Origin of the sequence: Arachidicoccus ginsenosidivorans (genome assembly GCF_007971385.1) — a bacterium.
Classification (GTDB): domain Bacteria; phylum Bacteroidota; class Bacteroidia; order Chitinophagales; family Chitinophagaceae; genus Arachidicoccus; species Arachidicoccus ginsenosidivorans.
Genome location: NZ_CP042434.1, coordinates 2,218,242 through 2,236,371 on the forward strand (window position 1 = coordinate 2,218,242; position 18,130 = coordinate 2,236,371).

16 protein-coding genes and 2 pseudogenes are annotated in these 18,130 nt (G+C 37.9%); 7 read left to right on the forward strand and 11 right to left on the reverse strand.

The window, feature by feature from the left end:
• Window positions 1–733: 733 nt before the first annotated feature.
• From FSB73_RS08915 to FSB73_RS24650, 11 genes and pseudogenes are all read right to left on the reverse strand, one after another.
• Entirely contained in the window at window positions 734–1,138 is a 405-nt protein-coding gene (locus tag FSB73_RS08915) for an NADH-quinone oxidoreductase subunit A (RefSeq protein ID WP_146781143.1), read from the reverse strand.
• Window positions 1,139–1,262: 124 nt separating this feature from the next.
• Entirely contained in the window at window positions 1,263–2,960 is a 1,698-nt protein-coding gene (locus FSB73_RS08920; RefSeq protein ID WP_146781144.1) for a tetratricopeptide repeat protein, read from the reverse strand.
• An 80-nt stretch (window positions 2,961–3,040) separates the two neighbouring features.
• Window positions 3,041–3,982 (reverse strand): PstS family phosphate ABC transporter substrate-binding protein, encoded by a 942-nt coding sequence (locus tag FSB73_RS08925; RefSeq protein WP_146781145.1) that lies wholly within the window; start codon window positions 3,980–3,982, stop codon window positions 3,041–3,043.
• 56 nt (window positions 3,983–4,038) lie between these two features.
• On the reverse strand, window positions 4,039–4,290 hold the full coding sequence (locus tag FSB73_RS08930) for a hypothetical protein (protein WP_146781146.1): 252 nt from the start codon (window positions 4,288–4,290) through the stop codon (window positions 4,039–4,041).
• 80 nt (window positions 4,291–4,370) lie between these two features.
• On the reverse strand, window positions 4,371–5,660 hold the full coding sequence (hemL, locus tag FSB73_RS08935; protein ID WP_146781147.1) for a glutamate-1-semialdehyde 2,1-aminomutase: 1,290 nt from the start codon (window positions 5,658–5,660) through the stop codon (window positions 4,371–4,373).
• A gap of 143 nt (window positions 5,661–5,803) precedes the next feature.
• On the reverse strand, window positions 5,804–6,400 hold the full coding sequence (locus FSB73_RS08940; protein WP_146781148.1) for a TMEM175 family protein: 597 nt from the start codon (window positions 6,398–6,400) through the stop codon (window positions 5,804–5,806).
• A 214-nt stretch (window positions 6,401–6,614) separates the two neighbouring features.
• A complete protein-coding gene (locus tag FSB73_RS08945; RefSeq protein ID WP_146781149.1) occupies window positions 6,615–6,920 on the reverse strand; it encodes a cell division protein ZapA in 306 nt (101 codons plus the stop codon).
• Between the two features lie 4 nt (window positions 6,921–6,924).
• Complete coding sequence (locus FSB73_RS08950; RefSeq protein ID WP_146781150.1) at window positions 6,925–7,209, reverse strand: hypothetical protein; 285 nt, start codon at window positions 7,207–7,209, stop codon at window positions 6,925–6,927.
• A gap of 103 nt (window positions 7,210–7,312) precedes the next feature.
• Window positions 7,313–7,720, reverse strand: a complete 408-nt coding sequence (locus FSB73_RS24645; RefSeq protein ID WP_317132871.1) for a phenylalanine--tRNA ligase subunit beta-related protein — start codon at window positions 7,718–7,720, stop codon at window positions 7,313–7,315.
• Window positions 7,712–9,597 (reverse strand): annotated as a pseudogene (gene pheT, locus FSB73_RS08955) (phenylalanine--tRNA ligase subunit beta); the annotation flags it as partial. The pseudogene pheT and the gene FSB73_RS24645, both read right to left, overlap by 9 nt.
• On the reverse strand, window positions 9,519–9,728 hold the full coding sequence (locus FSB73_RS24650; protein WP_225974650.1) for a hypothetical protein: 210 nt from the start codon (window positions 9,726–9,728) through the stop codon (window positions 9,519–9,521). The pseudogene pheT and the gene FSB73_RS24650, both read right to left, overlap by 79 nt.
• A 236-nt stretch (window positions 9,729–9,964) precedes the next feature.
• Between FSB73_RS24650 and FSB73_RS08960 the strand changes: the two genes are divergently transcribed.
• The 7 genes and pseudogenes from FSB73_RS08960 (at window position 9,965) to FSB73_RS08990 (ending at window position 18,124) form a co-directional block, all read left to right on the forward strand.
• Entirely contained in the window at window positions 9,965–11,851 is a 1,887-nt protein-coding gene (locus tag FSB73_RS08960) for a M1 family metallopeptidase (protein WP_146781151.1), read from the forward strand.
• Between the two features lie 194 nt (window positions 11,852–12,045).
• Window positions 12,046–13,017 (forward strand): gliding motility protein GldB-related protein, encoded by a 972-nt coding sequence (locus FSB73_RS08965; RefSeq protein ID WP_449371695.1) that lies wholly within the window; start codon window positions 12,046–12,048, stop codon window positions 13,015–13,017.
• A 334-nt stretch (window positions 13,018–13,351) separates the two neighbouring features.
• Window positions 13,352–14,464, forward strand: a complete 1,113-nt coding sequence (locus FSB73_RS08970) for a carboxypeptidase-like regulatory domain-containing protein (RefSeq protein WP_146781153.1) — start codon at window positions 13,352–13,354, stop codon at window positions 14,462–14,464.
• A gap of 77 nt (window positions 14,465–14,541) precedes the next feature.
• A complete protein-coding gene (locus tag FSB73_RS08975; protein ID WP_158639475.1) occupies window positions 14,542–16,473 on the forward strand; it encodes a TonB-dependent receptor domain-containing protein in 1,932 nt (643 codons plus the stop codon).
• Between the two features lie 43 nt (window positions 16,474–16,516).
• Complete coding sequence (locus FSB73_RS08980; RefSeq protein ID WP_146781155.1) at window positions 16,517–16,756, forward strand: hypothetical protein; 240 nt, start codon at window positions 16,517–16,519, stop codon at window positions 16,754–16,756.
• Window positions 16,757–16,937: 181 nt separating this feature from the next.
• A pseudogene (locus tag FSB73_RS08985) lies at window positions 16,938–17,615 on the forward strand (SusD/RagB family nutrient-binding outer membrane lipoprotein); the annotation flags it as partial.
• A gap of 20 nt (window positions 17,616–17,635) precedes the next feature.
• Entirely contained in the window at window positions 17,636–18,124 is a 489-nt protein-coding gene (locus FSB73_RS08990) for a SusD/RagB family nutrient-binding outer membrane lipoprotein (RefSeq protein WP_262712549.1), read from the forward strand.
• Window positions 18,125–18,130: the final 6 nt, after the last annotated feature.

Genomic DNA, 18,130 nt, shown 5'->3' on the forward strand with positions numbered 1-18,130 from the left:
TAACCGTAATCCACATTTTAATCCACATATTAATTGATTAATAATTAAGCGCTTAAGTATATTTATACACACTGTGGAAAAGTAAAGTGGGTTTTATTCACATTTGATTATCCACACATATACACTGTTAATTAACTCAGGATAAAAAGTTAAAAAATAGAACGTTTTGTGGCTGACGCCAAAAACGCCTGTATTTATTCTAAACTTTTCCACATTTATTTATAATAAAGCATGGGTTATCCACTGGATTTTGGGTTATTAAGATCACTATGTGAATATAGGTTCCACGACGACTAATTATTTGGTTTTAAATACTTTAAATAAGTCATTATGATTCAAAAACAACGTTTCACGGTGATTGGTTTGCCTTGCATTGAACGAGTAATGGATAATTTAGGTAGCTTGTTTACTTTTCAGGTACTATGCATTACTTTGTTGAAAACATAGAAATAATAGTATAGAATAAATAAGCAAAAATAGAATATCGACATAAAACAAAAATCCGGGAAGTTGGGTCGTGTTTGTTTGCCAGTCTAGGGAACATATCTGTATTAACCAGGCACTAAAGTGAATAGGTGATATAAAAATATTCAATTTCAGTTAGACTATTTTAAAGGTATTTCTATACAAATAAAAACAAAAAAGCGATCTGGAACTAAATCCAGATCGCTATAAAGAGTTTATTTAAAAAGTTGAAAAAAATTTAAGCCTTGATGCGAAGAATAAAATTTTATTAATCTTCCCATTTAAGAGCGCGCTTTTTAATAATGTAGACAAATCCGATCAAAAACAGACCGACAAAAAGTAAAATCTCGTAAAAACCAGTCCAGGAAAGGCTTTTAAAGTTGACTGCATAAGGATAGAAGAAAATAACTTCCACATCAAATAATACGAACAAAATAGCAATCAAAAAATATTTAATGGCCATTGGCTGACGGGCATTACCGTGGGTAGGGATACCACTTGTAAAATTGGCCAGTTTGTCACTTGTCTTACGTTTAGGACCCAAAAGGGAGGATACAAAAATCATTAGTGCCACAAAACCAATAGCAAAGATGATTTGAAGTGCAATAGGTAAATAACTTGTTGCATGCTGAACTGCAACAGGAGCAGCGGCTAAAATATGATTTGATAACATTTTACTCAATTTGAAGGACAAAAATACGGTTTTCAGATAAAACAAAAAACTCCGTGATTCTAGTTCCAAACATAGAATCACGGAGTTTACTGATTATAACTTATTTCCTTTTAGGAATTTTTTGCTATTTAGTACCACTAGAATCAGCGTCAGCCTTATGTTTTTCCAGATAAGCTCTGATCTGATCACCATATTGTTTGGCAGCTGCGTTGGTTGGATCCAGTGCTAAAATGGCATCAAACATTTTAAGCCCATTCGGATAGTCACCCTTGACATTAACATAATAGTTCGCCAGGAAACCATACTGACCCATTAGATCTTCTTTATACTTTACAGAATCTTTCTTCATAAAACCAATGAAGTCCTGAATTTCGGGGATAGCTCCAGTTGTATCCTTCGCCAGTAATTTAGATCTAACTAAATACATGTAACCATAAGGTTGTTCAGGGTATTTGGTTTTATACTTGGTAAATAAAGAGTCTGCGGCTGGCCAGTAAGTAGAATCCTGCTGAGCAAGTTCAAAAGCGGCATAACCGGCATTGAACATGGCAGTATTATAACCATCAGAAGTGCTGTCTTTTTCATCATACAGCTTTCTTAACCATTGATATTTTTCAACGGGTTTATTGGCTTTTTCCAGAGCAGCTGCAATGGAGTCCGCGTAGATGGCTTTTTCAGCAGGGATGGTATCCAGATCATAAGCGATCTTTAAATATTTAACTGCTGTATCAGCCATTTCTGGGACATCTTTGTAGATAAAACCACCAAATGCATAGTCATCTGGCAATAAATTAGAGGCAGAAGTGTTTGCAAAGAATTTCTTTGCATAGGATACTGCCTGTGCTGTATCACCTAAACGGTGATAGTTCATTGCCAGTAAAAGGTTTAAGTGGGAAAAGTTTGCACAAGTACCGGCTTCCATTTCCTTACCCTTGTTGATAGATTCCTGATAATTACCAGAACGGAAAAGATAATCTGCCTGGAAGTATTGAACATTACAACCACCATCAGAGTTCTTGACATACAGGTCTAAATAAGTTTTAGCTTTATTGTAGTCTGTATTTTTGAAATAATCAAAATAATCCAGATAAATAGGTGCATAAGTAGGATCAGCTGCAATACCTTTTTTGTACCATTCATCCATTACTTCAAAGTTATTCTGAGAATGGAAAATTTTACCCATACGGTAATAGCCTAAGGCAAATTTTGGATTTCTAGTAATAGAATTGTTGAAAGCAACAAATGCATTACCACCCTGATCACCGCCTAATTTCAAAAAGTTGATACCTAGATATACACACGGATAAGGATTTGTTTTATCCAGATCCATGGCCTTTTGTAAAATTTGAATAACATATGCGGGATCCCCCTGATCTCTATTGCCATAGGCACTTGCACGGCCAATAGCAGTCATCAGTCTACATTGATCTTCCTCTTTATGTTTGCCTCTGAATTTTGAAGCTGTAGCCATAGCAGCTTCAAATTTTTGTTCAGCTGCCTGTTTGTTTTTATTGATATAATCAATTTCACCCAGACCAACTTGAACCCATGGATCATTTAGAGATGCATATTTTTGATACAGTGCCTGAGCTTTAGCTTCACCATCTGCTTCACCATATGTATTGTCTAAATATACCTGGCCTAACCAATAAATGGTCTCACCATCCGGAGTTTTTGCTTTATTTACCAAATCCTGCAAAATTTTCTCTGCGTCCGTGTATTTTTGGTAGTATAGTGCTGTCACACCATCTTCCAATTTTTGAGCCGCGGCAAAAGACACTGCACATACAACGGCGAGAAAACTAAAAACAACCTTCTTCATTTTCTTCATTTTTATTTTTTGTTTACCTGATATCGATATTTAGGTTTATCGCTTAAAAGTTTTTATATAATTTTTTAATTCTATTTATTAACAACTACAGAATCCTTATCCGGTTTGTTAACCACTTTACGGATAACAAAATTCATTTTTGCGGGGACAAGTCCACCTGTTCTAAAAATCAGTTGTCCTCTTTCAAAACTCATAAAATTGTAAAAGGAAGCACCTAATCCGATATCAGCATTTTTGAGAATCCCAAACAAAGGCCGTACCAAAGGATACTGTACACTGTATATTGTTGCCTGCGAGGGTTTTGCATAAGTGCCATCATCGCACCTTTTGCATTCAACATACGCCAGTTTAACCAAATCCCTGTATTTTTCGGCAATTGCTGAGCCAAATACCCAACTGGAACCTACAAACCCAATCACATTTTTATTCGCTGCCACTTGTTTTAAAACATCTTCATTGCCTTTGGTCCCTCCTACATTAATGCCAAAGTTTTTCCCATTAGTAATAGAATCCATTATAAATCTGACTGAACTCGTTGCATTATCACCATCTAACAGCACCTGATATTTATCCGGAACTGAATCAGTCAATATTTTTCGTAGCTGCTCAATAGAAAATGTACTATCATCAGCTGAATTATTGATTACGAGCGCATCTGCATCGTAGGCCAGCACTGAATATAATAATGGATGACCCAAAATTTTTTTATAATAATCTTCCTCTTGATCGTTGGGTGCCCTGGTTACCAGTATCAACTGCGTACTGTCGGATTGTAAATCTCGAAAACAGTCAGCTTCTGACTTGTAGGTAATTTTAATATGTGCTTTTGGATAAGAAGCCTCGAAAACCATGATCTGTTGATCGATAATGGGTTTAAAAGATTCATCCGCACTCACATAAAGGGTGCCCTCTTGAGGATGACCATCCTTTTTTATTTTAGATTCACAGGAAATTAAACTCCAAAGAACGAGGCTAAAAATAAGTAGAAATTTTGTTGCACGAAAAAAAAACATAAACTTTTGTTTTTCTGAATTATATCAGTTTATAATTTTAACACATATTTTTAGAATTAATAATCCTGTTTAATTCCCCGATACAACCTAAAACCACCATAAAGCGCACAAAGTCCGCCAAAAATATATTTAATCATCGGATCCTTATTAGCCATCAGAATCCGGGTAAACTGAAATTTATCGCCAAAGAACATCAAAACACCGACTGCCAAAATGATGGCAGCCATGATAATATCTTTCAGGGAGCGCATATTGTTATAGCGTTTTCTGTTTCGCTCTCTTACCTGTCTTCCAAGATCCATTTCCATAATTCATTGGTTTTAATGGTCACTAACTATGTTTAAGATGACTAAACGGGGGTTTTCCATAAGAAATTCTGTCAAAATGATCATAATTTCTCAAGTGTTGTACGGATAATATCCAGTGTTTGATCCAGGTCTGATTGGTTTAGTGCATTGCTAAGGAACCAACTTTCGTAACCTGAAGGCGGTAAATGTACGCCTCTTTTCAGCAGCCCATGGAAGAACTTGGTGAAAAGCGCCATATCTGAATTGCTGGCAGTCGTAAAATCGGTGACGGGCGCTTCATTAAAAAAGACACTCAGCATACTGCCAAATTGATTGACCTGGACTGGGATACCGGCTTCCTTAAAGATAGTGTATATATTTTCCTTCAGATACGCGCCTTTATTGTCCAATTGTGTGTAGAATTCAGGATGGTCTTTAAGTTCAGTAAGCAAAGTAAACCCTGCAATCATGGCTAGTGGATTTCCACTTAAGGTGCCCGCTTGATAAATATCCCCTAATGGAGCTACCCTTTCCATAATGGCTTTTTTGCCCCCGAAAGCACCTACTGGCAGACCCGCACCTATGACTTTCCCGTAAGTGACCAGATCTGCATCGACACCTAATCTTTGTTGGGCGCCGCCTGGTGCTAACCTGAATCCAGTCATAACTTCATCGAAAATCAGAAGCATATGTTCTTCATCACAGATTTGTCTGAGGCCTTCCAGAAAGCCAGGCTCAGGCAAAACACAGCCCATATTACCAGCAACTGGTTCTACAATAATCGCTGCAATCTGATCTTTATTGGTTTCTACCAGGTTCCTGACAGCTGCCAGATCATTATAAGGAGCGGTCAGCGTGTCATTAGCTGTACCAGCGGTAACGCCTGGAACTTCCTGAATGCCAAAAGTAGCAACGCCACTGCCTGCTTTTACCAAAAACATATCTGCGTGGCCGTGGTAGCAACCCTCGAATTTAATAAACTTATTTTTGCCCGTATAACCTCTGGCGACTCTAAGTGCTGACATACAGGCTTCTGTGCCACTGTTGACCATCCGGATGAGATCAACATTTTTTGTCAGGCTTTTAATGAGCTCTGCCATCTTGATTTCCAGTTCAGTAGGTGCACCAAAAGAAGTGGAATCTTCAGCCTTTTGCTGAATGGCCTTGATTACCGGAGCATAACTGTGTCCCAGGATCATCGGCCCCCAGGAAGCGATATAATCTATATATTTTTGTCCATCTACGTCAAACAGATAAGCTCCCTTGGCTTTTTCTATAAATATAGGCGTCCCACCAACGCTTTTAAAAGCCCTTACCGGAGAGTTGACGCCACCTGGGATGCTCAACTGTGCTCTTTCAAAAAGACGCTTGCTGGATGTATATTCGTACATATTATAAGTCCCTTAATAGTAATTATTATAAAGTGCTTTATTTTAGTCAGCAAATGTACACTATATAATATATAATAATACCCTCCACGCCCTAGATGGAGGATTGAATATTGAAAATGTAAAAGGGGAAGAGAATCCTTATTCTATTGGGATTTGGCGTCCTTAAGGGCATTTTCAATCCTTTTATCGGGGACCAACCAGATAATGGCACTAACTGTATAAAAAGCGATGGCCAACCAGGGAATGAAAAAGGAACTTACAATCCCGGCAATATAAATAAAGGGAGAAATTTGTTCTTTAAGGGTTTTATTTTCAACAGCTTTTGCCAGTAATGCATTAGAATCATTGGCTTTGATCAGACAATTCAGCAGTATTACCCAGGCGATAGCAGCCATAAAAAGCACAAACCCATAAATGGCTAATGGTGCGCCAGCCAGGTGATTTTCACCAGCCCAAGCAGTCGTAAATGGAAATAAGGACAACCAGAAAAGCAGGTGCAGGTTAGCCCAGAGCACTTTGCCATTAACCTGCTTACAACATTGCAGCATATGATGGTGATTGTTCCAGTAGATACCCACATATACGAAACTTAATATATAACTTAGGAATTTGGGTACAATGGGCAATAAATCACTGAAATGACCCTCGCCTGTTTCTGGCACTTTTAATTCCAGCACCATAATCGTAATGATGATAGCCAGTACTCCATCACTAAAGGCTTCCAATCTGTTTTTTTCCATGGGTGTTAAAAATAATAAGGATTAGTGTGTGAAAAACATTCATAATCATCTAATTAATAACGTAATTAAACAGATTATTGAATTCTTTTTCAAATTTAATCAAAGTTCAGGAAATATAGAATCTATAAAATATCCGCAATAAATCAGAGATGGAAAATTTGATTTTAATGGGTAGTTTCTTCGAACTATTTTATGTTACGATTTATTTTCCAGGTTATTCAGCACTATCCTCATCTAATAGTAATTTGTCTAGCTTGGAGCCCAGACTGTTTAATTTATCTTCCGTTTCCTGCATCCCTATCAAAAACTCACCAGCCTTGTTCTGTTCTGTTGCCAGCCAGAGCAGTGCCATGGAGACATAATCCTGCATATCCTTGCCCGCAAACTTAGCTTTAAATTCCATGACCTTATCATTGACCATTTTAACTGTTTTGCGTACAATCTCCTCATCGGATTTATTGGTCTTTAACCGAAAATTGCGGTCTCCAATGAGAACATTAATGATAATGATGTCGGTCATTTTATCAGGCTTCTAAAAGGGTAAGGCATTTATTGATTTCTTTCAGATATTGGTCAATACGGTTTTGCAACAACTGTTGCTGGTGTTCATCCATGGCTCTTGTTGCCCTGATTATACCCGCATCGAGCTTTAACTGTAACGCCTCATAAGCCTTCTGGCTTTTAGCCAAAGCCATTTCGGTTTCTGATAAGCTGTTTTTCAACTGCTTATTTTCTTTTTGCAATAACTGATACTTTTTCAGGAGTTGCTCCAGTTTGTCTTCCAGATTTTTAAGTGCGGTTTGCTCCATGTAGTAAAAGATTAAGGTTATTGCTTAAAAATACGATTTTTTTTATGGTTGAGTAGTGCCGTTTAGAGAGGCACTACTCAACCAGTATTTTTGCTTTGCGCACCTATTTTCTGATCTCTGCTTGTAATTGTTTTTCGAAGCCAGAAATCAGTTTAGTCATCATTTGATCAATTTCTTTGTCGGTAAGCGTTTTTTGCTCATCCAGGAAAGCAAAATTGATGGCCATAGATTTTTTCCCTTTACCCAGCTTTTCATTTTCAAATACATCGAATAAACGAGTGCTTTTAAGTAAGGGTAAATTTGTCTTACGTATAACCTCCTGAATCTGCTCATAATGGACATTACTGTCTAAAACCAGTGCCAGGTCTCTGTATACGGTAGGGTATTTAGAAACTTCTTTATAGGTGATTTTCTTATTTTCTTTCAATGAAATTAATGTGCCAAAATCAAGATCGATGAAATAAACCGGAGCTTTGATCCCGAACTGCTCTCTTTTGCTGGACGCAACCAACTGAATTTCAATGAGCTTCTTTTTATCTGCACTGACTTCTATTAATCCGGTATCTGGTTGAACTTGAAATTTAATCTGAGAAAAGCCGCATAGTTGTAATAAGGAATAAGCCAGGCCTTTAGCCTGGTAGATTGTATAGGCACTCCCCTTTTCCCTCCAGGTATCTTCATGGTCCTTACCAGTAATATAGATCGCCAGGTGCTCTTTTTCAAATATTTGCCTACGCCGGTTGTGCTGTAAGTTTTGCCGAATTCAAAAAACTGGAGATTTTCATTTTTACGATTGATATTATAAGCCAGTGATTCCAGACCTGTTTCAATCATGGAGGGCCGCATAACATCCAGATCTGCGCTCAGGTTATTGATCATTTTAACAACTGATTGCAGCGTTTCAGCACTATAATATTTACTATCGGTAATGGAGTTGGTCATAATTTCATTAAAACCTCTTCCTACCAGGAAACCAGCAAGCTTTTCTCTGAGATCTTCCTTTAGTCCATTGGCATCAATCGCAGGGGTGATGGTAATAGAACTTGGGATATCAATATTATCCAGGCCATCGATCCTTAAAATTTCTTCCACGATATCAGCTGGGAGGCTGATATCGGGTTTGCTGTAAGGAACTGCCACCCAAACTTCATCCATTCCTTCTTTAATCTTTTCAAAACCAAGGGCTTCCAGCACATCAAGGATGGTATCCTGGTGGTAGTTTTTGCCACTAAGCTTTTTAAGATAATGATATTTTAAGGCGACATGGGTCTTTTCCTTTGGAGCAGGGTAAACGTCCTTGATAGCAGAGGATATCTGACCACCTGCAATTTCCTTAATCATCATGGCTGCTCTTTTAAGCACATAAATGACATTAGAAATATCCACTCCTTTTTCAAAACGGGTGGCGGCATCCGTTCTAAGGCCATGGCGAACAGAGGTTTTTCTAATGGAAACCGGATTGAAAACGGCGCTTTCCAGGAAAATCGCTGTCGTTGAATCCTTAACGCCACTTTGTTTTCCTCCGAATACACCTGCCATACACATGGGCACTTCGCTATTGCAGATCATTAGATCTTCTTCGGAGAGTGTACGGATCTTACCATCCAGTGTCTCAAATGAATAACCTTTTTCAAGGGTCTTCACTTGGATCTGATTGCCTTTTACGGCTAAGAGGTCAAAGGCATGCAAGGGTTGACCGGTTTCGTGCAATATAAAATTAGTGATGTCAACGATATTATTAATCGGACGCTGCCCAATAGCCCTTAATTTTTGTTGCAACCAATCAGGGGAAGGTGCTACAGTAAGCCCTGTAATAACCAGCCCGGCGTAACGAGGGCATAGTTCTGGATTTAAGATTTGGATATCTATGCTGATTTCCTGGCTATCCGGTTTAAAGCTATTTACGGAAGGGGTTTTTATTTTAAAAGAACCGCTGTTGTGCCGCGTCAGATAAGCCGTCACATCACGGGCGACCCCCATATGACTTTGTGCATCCATTCTATTGGGTGTTAAGCCTATTTCATAGAGAAAATCGGTATAGATTGGAAAGAGAGAAGCGGCAGGAGTGCCAACTTTTGTATCAGAAGGCAATACAAGGATACCTTCGTGGCTTTCACCAATACCCAGTTCGTCTTCAGCGCAAAGCATCCCGAAACTTTCTTCACCTCTGATCTTGGCTTTTTTTATAGTAAGAGGTTCTCCCTCCTTATTATATAAGGTAGTACCAACCGTTGCTACCAGTACTTTTTGACCGGCAGCGACATTGGGTGCCCCACATACAATATTCAGCGCAGTGTCCTGACCGATATTTACCGTGGTGAGTTTGAGTTTGTCGGCGCCCGGATGTGGTTCGCAGGTGAGTACCTCGCCAACAACAATCCCTTCCAGACCCCTTTAATGTTCTGATAGGTTTCCAGACTTTCTACTTCCAGGCCAATGGAGGTTAAAATCTTGGACAGCTTCTCTGGGTCTATTTTTTCAGGTAAATATTCACTCAACCAATTATATGAAATCGTCATGTATCTTTTGCTTTAATTGCTGTGGTTTCCCACTAAAATAGTTTGCAAATATACAGGTAATTCGGCAATGCAGCCTGATGGCCTGGCTGCAATTGGGGAAAAAATTACGACCTGTCATCCTGCTGTTCTACCCGAAAATCTATCACAATGATTAAAAACGGAGAAAAAATTACTAATTTCACCTTTCAAAGGCAAGTAATACAATAATAATAACGCAACTTCAATTTAAGTTCAGTATGCAAAAATCATTAATAGCACTAGTAGGTGGCTGTATGATTGCTATGGGTAGCCTCTCTGTATCTGCCCAGGAGCTCTATGTACCCAGAAATATCAAAAAAGCGATTGAAAAAGGAACCCGAACCCTGACCGGACAACCGGGCCCCAACTATTGGCAAAACAAAGGGGTATATGATATTCAGGTAAAAGTTACACCTGAAACCAGAACTGTTACCGGTCAGGAAACCATTCAATATACCAATAATAGTCCCGATACATTAAAGATGATCGCGATTCGGTTTGTCAACAACTTACATAAGCCCACCTCGCCCAGATCCCATATAACCAGCCCGGATTTTCTAGACAGTGGACTGGATATAACTGAAATGTCTGTTGATAATCAGCCATATAGAATAAACAGCAAGCGCATGGGTACTGTTGGTGCTTTTAGGCTAAGAACACCCATAATGCCACACCAAACGGCCGAACTCAAAATCAATTGGAATTACCCGCTTTCTAAACAAAGTGGCAGAGAAGGACAAATCGATAGTACGACCTTTTATGTAGCTTATAGTTATCCTCGGGTTTCTGTCTATGATGATTATAACGGTTGGGATATGCTCGACCACTCTGATCGTCAAGAGTTCTATAACGATTTTAATGACTATAACTTAGCCGTAAGTGTTCCGAAGAATTATGTTGTGTGGGCCACAGGAGACCTGTTGAATCCAGATGATGTGCTGCAACCTGAGATCGCAGCGCGCCTCAAAAAGTCTTATACCGCTGACGAAGTTTTACATATTGCTGATTTTCAGGAGATGAGAGACCATAAGGTGACCAAGCAAAATGATTGGAATACCTGGAAATTCAAAGCAGATCACATAACGGATATGTGCTTTGGAACCAGTAAGAATTATGTATGGGATGCAGCAAGCGTGGTCGTTGACCCAAAAACAGGTAGACGAGCCAGTGTGCAGGCTGCATTTAATGACACTGCCCGTGATTTCCATCATAATGTGGCTTGGGCGCAACATTCTTTGCATTATTTTTCTACTGAGTGGCCAGGTGTCCCCTACCCTTTTTCCAAGATGACTTCTTTTCAGGGATATGCGGATATGGAATACCCTATGATGGTCAATGATGGAACCACCCCGGATCTTAAATTTTCTCAGATGGTACAGGATCATGAAATTGCCCATACTTATTTTCCTTTCTATATGGGGATCAATGAAACCCGTTATGCCTATATGGACGAAGGCTGGGCAACCACCTTTGAATACTTGATTGGTCAAGAGGAGTTTGGCAAAGAACATGCGGATTCTGTTTATAAAATGTTTCGGGTGGCCGGCTATATCAAGGATCCATCCGCTGAAGAAGATCAACCCATTATCTCTATGTCTACCCAGGTAAGTGGAGCCGGTTATGGCCATAATTCTTATGGTAAAGCCTCTCTAAGTTATTTGGCACTTAAAGATCTGTTGGGAGATCAGCTATTTAAAAAAGCCTTACATTATTATATGGATACCTGGAACGGGAAACATCCCATTCCCTGGGATTTCTTTGGCGCAATGAACGCAGGATCCGGGAAAAACCTTAATTGGTTTTTCCAGAACTGGTTTTTTACCAACAATTATATTGACATAAAACTGGCTAATGTGCAAAAGGGGAATAATACCTATACCTTAACGATCGATAATCCTGGTGGGTTTGCCATTCCTTTTGATATCAATGTCGTTTATCAGGATGGCTCAACCAGCACACGCCATCAATCGCCAATTAGTTGGAAGCAGAATCAGGCACAACAGATAATAAAAATCACCACTAAAAAGAAAATATCCAAAATTACGCTGGACGGAAATCTCTTTATGGATTATACGCCACAAGATAATGTTTGGACTGGGCAGTAAATAAAATAACATTTAAACAAAGCAGTAAAAAACATCAAATTTAAAACCGGCAAAGGCAGCAGATAGACCGATCTGCTGCTTTTGCCGGTTTTTATCACGTAAGGCTTTACTTTTGACTCATTATGATTAGATATGAACCATATATAACAAACCGATGGCTAAAATCACCTATTGTTATTATACTAATAATAGTAATGGCTTCATTTTGGGGGTGCGCAACAGGGAATAAAAAAGGGCCTAATATCCGCAAAGTGAAACTTGAAATTAATGTAGATCATTTTGAACGAGACTTCTTTGGACTCGATACAAATAAGCTGGAACAAGGATTGGATAGCCTTAAGACGAAATACGGATATTTTTACAATGACTTTTTATATAATATTGCCGCATTTTCAATGGATGATGGGGAATTAAAAGGGCAGATAAATGCTTTTTTGAGATCCAATAAAGAGGTATATGATAGTGTCGATTACTATATCCCACATTTAAATAGACAAATAAAAGAAATAGAAAATGCCTTTAAAAGGGCAAAGATTTATTTTCCCGGGTTGGATTTACCCACTAAAGTGATCACCTATATAGGCCCGATTGATGGATATGGGAGTTTTGTTAGTAAATCCGGTCTCTGCATTGGTTTGCAGCAATTCTTCGGCTCTAAGTTCTCTGGCTATATTAAACAAGCGGATTATCTGGAAAGTCTATTTGGGAAGCAGCGATTGCAGCAATTTGCACCAGATTATATTGCACCTAATGCGATCATGAGTTGGATTAACAGGGAATTCCCTGATAAGGCGGGCCATTTTACACTTGGGGAAAAATTGGCGGAAGAAGGACGAAAAGTCTATTTGCTTAAAGCGTTATTGCCAGACCTTACTGATTCCGCAATATTTGGGTATTCTGAATCTCAAACTAAATGGTGTCATAATAACAGCATAATAATTAAAAGATATTTTGAACAGAAAAGCCTATTACAAACTAAAAATCCGGAGAAAATTGTTGCTTATTTAAGTGATAATCTAAGACCATCAGATTTACCAAAGGAGTTTCCTGATAATATTGGGAAATATCTTGGTTTTATAATGGTGCAGGATTTTATGGATGACCATAAGAATACAACATTGCCCGTATTGATGGAATTAGATTTTGGGAAGATTAGGTTAAAATAAAGGGCGGTTAAATTCACAATTATGCATTATTTGCAACGAAGTTGTAAAAATAAATTTTATCTTAATTGCGCAAAGCCTACTAATTTAGTAGACTAAATAGTGTTATAAAACTTTGATTTTCTAACCGTTAGCCATATATTATTAAAAAAACATATGAAATTTGTGATATATTACGTTAAATTCTTTTAAAAAAAAACCTGCAAAAACGTTAATTATGTTGAATGGTTAATTAACTTTACACCGTTGTTATCTTTACAATAATGCTTAATAATTAACTAGAAATCCAATTGTAACTAACGACTAACATTAAGTTTTTTTAATCAATCAAAAGTACATGAGACAAAAATTATTATTACTTTTCTGTTTCGGGCTGTTCCTATTTATGAACAGTACATTTGCCCAAGATCAATTAAGGGTAGACGGAACTGTGAAAAACGAGAGTGGGGATCCTATTCCATCGGCATCGATCAAAGTCAAAGGGTCAAACAAGGGCACTTTGTCCGACGAAGAAGGAAATTTTACCATAACCGTGGCAAATAATTCCATACTTGTTATTACAAGTGTCGGCTATCTTCCTTTGGAATTAAAAGCAGCAAGTCGTTTACCAATAGTTTTGAAAGCGGATGAAGCGACAAATTTGGAAGAAGTGTATGTAACTGCTGCCAATGGTTTAAAAGTGAAAAAGATCCAGCAAGGATTTAGTTCAACAGTGCTTGAGAGCAAAACCTTAACGCAAGCTTCTCCTACTAATGTTATTACGTCATTATCAGGAAAAGTTGTTGGATTGCAGATTAATGGTGTTAGTAGCGGCATTAATCCTAACTATAGCGTTGTATTAAGGGGCTATCGTTCAATTCTGGGAAATAATCAGGCATTGATTGTTTTAAATAATGTAATTGTTCCTAATTCTATTTTGGGTAATTTGAACCCTGATGATATCGAAGAAATAAATGTATTGCAAGGCGCAAGTGCCGCAGCCATTTATGGATCTGCAGCATCAAACGGTGCATTGATTGTAACCACGAAAAAAGGTGCAGTTGGAAAGGCCAGCATTTCAGTAGGGCAGACGATTACTGCTACTGACGTGGCATATTTTCCAAAATTCCAAAAGTTATACGGTTCTGGTTCATCTGCTGATATTACGGGATATATTCCGTTTGAAAACCAACAGTACGGGCCGTTATTTGATGGGACATTACGGGAGATCGGTAGGTCACTTCCTTCTGGAAAAACACAAAGCGTTCCATATCAATATGCAAATGAGAAAACAAAATTCTGGCAAACAGGTTTCGCGAATCAAACTGACTTTAGTGTCTCTTCAGGATCTGAACATGGTACATTCTTTTTCTCTGGACAATACCTAACAGCAGAAGGGACTATTCCTAATGATAAATATAACAGAGCTACTTTTTTAATTAGTGGGACTCAAAAACTTTTGATAAGGTAACAGTTAATTATACCGCCAATTATGTACAGAATAGATATGATCAAACGACTGCAGGCAGCGATATTTACAATCAAATCTTGAATACACCAGGGCAAATTCCACTTACAAATTATCAAAATTGGGAGACAGATTCTTTTGCTAGCCCAGATTTTTATTACAACGAGTATTACAATAATCCCTATTTCTTAAACGACAATTATCGGCAGAATGTAAGGAATGATTATTTCCTAGGTAATATTGGGGTTACATATGAACCGACAAAATGGTTATCTTTTGTAGCAAGAGGAGGTATAACAACTTCCAATCAGTCTTTTAAAAGTTATGTAGGAATATATACATTTAGTGATTTTGTGAAACAAAGAAGTGTCGGTACGTATAAAGCTAGTGATATTACGGGATCTGTTTCTGATGGAGCTAGTTATAATACCAAAATTATTGGGGACTTCATTGCGACATTCAAAAAGGAGAGTATAAAGGACCTATCCTTAAGGTTGAATTTGGCAGGTCAGATTATTCAAAATCAATCCAATGGAATTGGTGCCAGCATTTCTGGCTTAAGCTTGCCAGATTTATATAATCTAAGCAATAACATAAACCCTCAATCGGCGTCCCAAAGTTCTGCTAAAGATAGGACCGTGGGGTTGTATGCGGAATTGTATGCCACTTACAAAAACTATTTAAATGTCCATATTACGGGAAGAAGAGACCAGGTTTCGGTATTAGATCCTGAATATAACACATTTTATTATCCTGCAGGTGACGTCTCATTTGTTTTGTCCAGAGCCATTCCAGCAATACGTGATAGTCGGATTATAAATTTATTGAAAGTTAGAGCTGCGATTTCAAATGTTGGGGAAGTAAACCTTGGTGCTTATAGTTTGCAGACAACTTATGGACAGGGAGCCGGTTACCCTTATAATGGAGTATCTGGATACACGATAGGAAATAGGTTAGTACAAGAAGGATTGAAACCCGAATTTACTTTCTCCAGAGAGGTTGGGTTTGACTTAGATATGTTCCAAAGCAGAATTTCAACATCCTTTACATATTACTTAAATAATACGGACAACCAAACACTGCCCACAACAATTTCCGGTGCTTCTGGTTATACGTCCTTGCTAGCAAATGCTGGGTCTACATCAGGGAGCGGGATTGAAGCTTCTCTTGATTTAGGCATAATACGTCAGGAAGATTGGACTTTAAACTTAGGCGTAAATTATACACATGTCAATAATAAGGTAGACAAGTTATTAATTCCTGGATTAGATAAGTTTGCACTGTATACTTATGGTGATGGAACAGGCGTTTATGCTTCACCTGGGCTTCAGTTCCCTATGTTATATGGTTACAGGCATAAAACAAATGATGAAGGGAAAATAATAGTTGACCCCGTGTCTGGTTATCCTACTAGAGCTGACGAGATTACACCATTGGGTAATACACAGCCAAGAGATAGGATTGGATTTAATTTGGATGTTTCATATAAAAATATTTCCTTGAAGGCCGTCACAGAATATAGAGGTAGTTATGTCATATATAATGGAGGTGGTAACACTTTTGATTTCTCAGGATCGTCAATTAACACGGTTATGTTTAATAGGGAACGCTTTGTAATTCCTAATTCTGTTTATTTGGATCCTGCAACTGGGAAATATGTAGATAATACTAATATAACGGTGGCAAATGGTGGGCCGGATTACTGGACCCAGGGAGCACCTAGAACTCAAATTACTGAAAACTATGCTACTTCTGGTAATTTCTGGAAATTGAGAGAGGTCTCTATTACCTATGAATTTCCCCAATCCTTATTAGAGAAAACAAAATTCATAAAAGGAGCATCTATTAGCGCAGTGGGAAGAAATTTACTGATCTTTTTACCTAAGACTAATATCTATACGGACCCAGAATATTCAGCTGCTGGTAATACAGCGAACTATATTGGTATTAATACATTAGATCAAAACCCTCCAGCAAGATTTTTTGGTGGCACAATCAAAGTCAATTTTTAATTAAAGATAAGCTGTGAGGGATTAAACATTTAAAAAGATTAAAATGAAGAAATTATTATATATTTTCAGCGTAGTTGCCATTGGGTTATTTATGGGAACATCCTGTAACAAATATGTGGATATTAACCACAACCCCAATTCACCTACTGAAGTACCACCTGCCAAACTTCTTCCACAGGCAATTGTTAGTTTTGCAAATGCCGGAATTGCAAGAAGCGTTTATGGAGGGGAGGTTGCTGGGTTTATTGCTAATGCCGGCGGCGTCTCAGGTTGGGGACCTTAGTTACTTATAATTATACAACTGATTATACGGGTATTTTTAATACAGTTTATGACAATGTGACTGATTTAAATATTGTTATTAGTGCGGCAAAAGAAGATGAGAGTTTGACAAATTTTGCGGCTGCTGCCATGGTTATTAAGGTATATGATTTTCAAAATCTTGTTGATATTTTAATGATGTACCATTTTCTGAAGCAAATCAAGGCGCAGCTAATATTACTCCAGTTTATGATAAAGGACCAGATATATATAAGTCGCTAGCCTTAATGTGTGATACCGCAATCTCTTTATTTGAAAAGGCGGAAAGCTTGGGTGCGGGTGCTGAAGGGCTATCTGCTCAAAGCGATCCTTTATTTGGGGGAAATATAAATAAGTGGAAACAGTTGGCTAACACGCTCAAACTTAGATTGATTCTGAGAGCCGGCGACAAGGTACAATTTGCAAATAAAACGTTTAATTCTGTTGGATTTTTAACAGCAGATGCAATTTGTAATCCTGGTTACAGCACCTCCTCAAGTATATCTCCCTATTGGAATCAGGTGTTCAATGCGAGTGGATCTAAACAAGCAGGCGGTTTTCAACAAAGGGTTCCAACTCCTTATATGTTAGGATTTTATAACGGAGATAAAATTACAGATGATATTAGAGGAGCACTTATTTTTAAAGATTTTCCAGATGTAAACAATAACCAACTTGGATATACCCAAGACGATGCGGATGTTTCGCCAAATCCTAATGCGTGGTTTATCGGAAGTAGTGCGAGTGATTATCAAGGTGTAGGTTTATTTAAAGGACCATCTATGGGAATGCCTGTAATGTTTGCCTCCGAAAGTTATTTTTGCAGGCTGAAGGAGTCCTGAAAGGTTTAATAGGTGGAGATATGAAAGCAGATTTTGAAAATGGTATCAAAGCTTCCTTTAATTATTTAGAACAAGGAGAAACCGGGTCGCTTGTACAGAGTTTAATTAATGGAATTGGAGATACTATTCAATTAAATGTCAATGCGAATGTGAATCAATACTTTGAGGATAATGAGGAGAATTATTTGGTTAATATTGATTCTGCGAAAAATGATGCTCAAAAACTAGAAGCGATTATTACACAGAAGTATATTGCAAGTAATCAGGTATTTGGATTAGAGGCTTGGAATGAATTTAGAAGAACTGGTTATCCTAAGAGTTCTGCTTCTCCGTTAAATAATGCAGTCAATAGCTTTGTATCATTATTATCTCAATCTACGGCCGCAAATAAGCTTCCTAATAGAATTCGTTATCCGCAGAGTGAGCAAACGTATAATGAGAAGAATTGGAAAGCTGCTGGAGGGGATAAAATTAATGTATTTACAGATAAAATATTTTGGGCGAAATAGTTGACA

Bases quoted from the DNA above. Each gene is read 5' to 3' on its own strand.
- FSB73_RS08925 (WP_146781145.1), bottom strand. From the start codon at position 3,982: ATGTTTTTTTTTCGTGCAACAAAATTTCTACTTATTTTTAGCCTCGTT.
- FSB73_RS08920 (WP_146781144.1), bottom strand. From the start codon at position 2,960: ATGAAGAAGGTTGTTTTTAGTTTTCTCGCCGTTGTATGTGCAGTGTCT.
- FSB73_RS08930 (WP_146781146.1), bottom strand. From the start codon at position 4,290: ATGGAAATGGATCTTGGAAGACAGGTAAGAGAGCGAAACAGAAAACGC.
- FSB73_RS08980 (WP_146781155.1), top strand. From the start codon at position 16,517: ATGAAGAAATTATTATATATTTTCAGCGTAGTTGCCATTGGGTTATTT.
- FSB73_RS08990 (WP_262712549.1), top strand. From the start codon at position 17,636: ATGAAAGCAGATTTTGAAAATGGTATCAAAGCTTCCTTTAATTATTTA.
- FSB73_RS08960 (WP_146781151.1), top strand. From the start codon at position 9,965: ATGCAAAAATCATTAATAGCACTAGTAGGTGGCTGTATGATTGCTATG.
- FSB73_RS08965 (WP_449371695.1), top strand. From the start codon at position 12,046: ATGGCTTCATTTTGGGGGTGCGCAACAGGGAATAAAAAAGGGCCTAAT.
- FSB73_RS08970 (WP_146781153.1), top strand. From the start codon at position 13,352: ATGAGACAAAAATTATTATTACTTTTCTGTTTCGGGCTGTTCCTATTT.
- FSB73_RS08915 (WP_146781143.1), bottom strand. From the start codon at position 1,138: ATGTTATCAAATCATATTTTAGCCGCTGCTCCTGTTGCAGTTCAGCAT.
- FSB73_RS08940 (WP_146781148.1), bottom strand. From the start codon at position 6,400: ATGGAAAAAAACAGATTGGAAGCCTTTAGTGATGGAGTACTGGCTATC.
- hemL (WP_146781147.1), bottom strand. From the start codon at position 5,660: ATGTACGAATATACATCCAGCAAGCGTCTTTTTGAAAGAGCACAGTTG.
- FSB73_RS08950 (WP_146781150.1), bottom strand. From the start codon at position 7,209: ATGGAGCAAACCGCACTTAAAAATCTGGAAGACAAACTGGAGCAACTC.
- FSB73_RS08945 (WP_146781149.1), bottom strand. From the start codon at position 6,920: ATGACCGACATCATTATCATTAATGTTCTCATTGGAGACCGCAATTTT.
- FSB73_RS24650 (WP_225974650.1), bottom strand. From the start codon at position 9,728: ATGACGATTTCATATAATTGGTTGAGTGAATATTTACCTGAAAAAATA.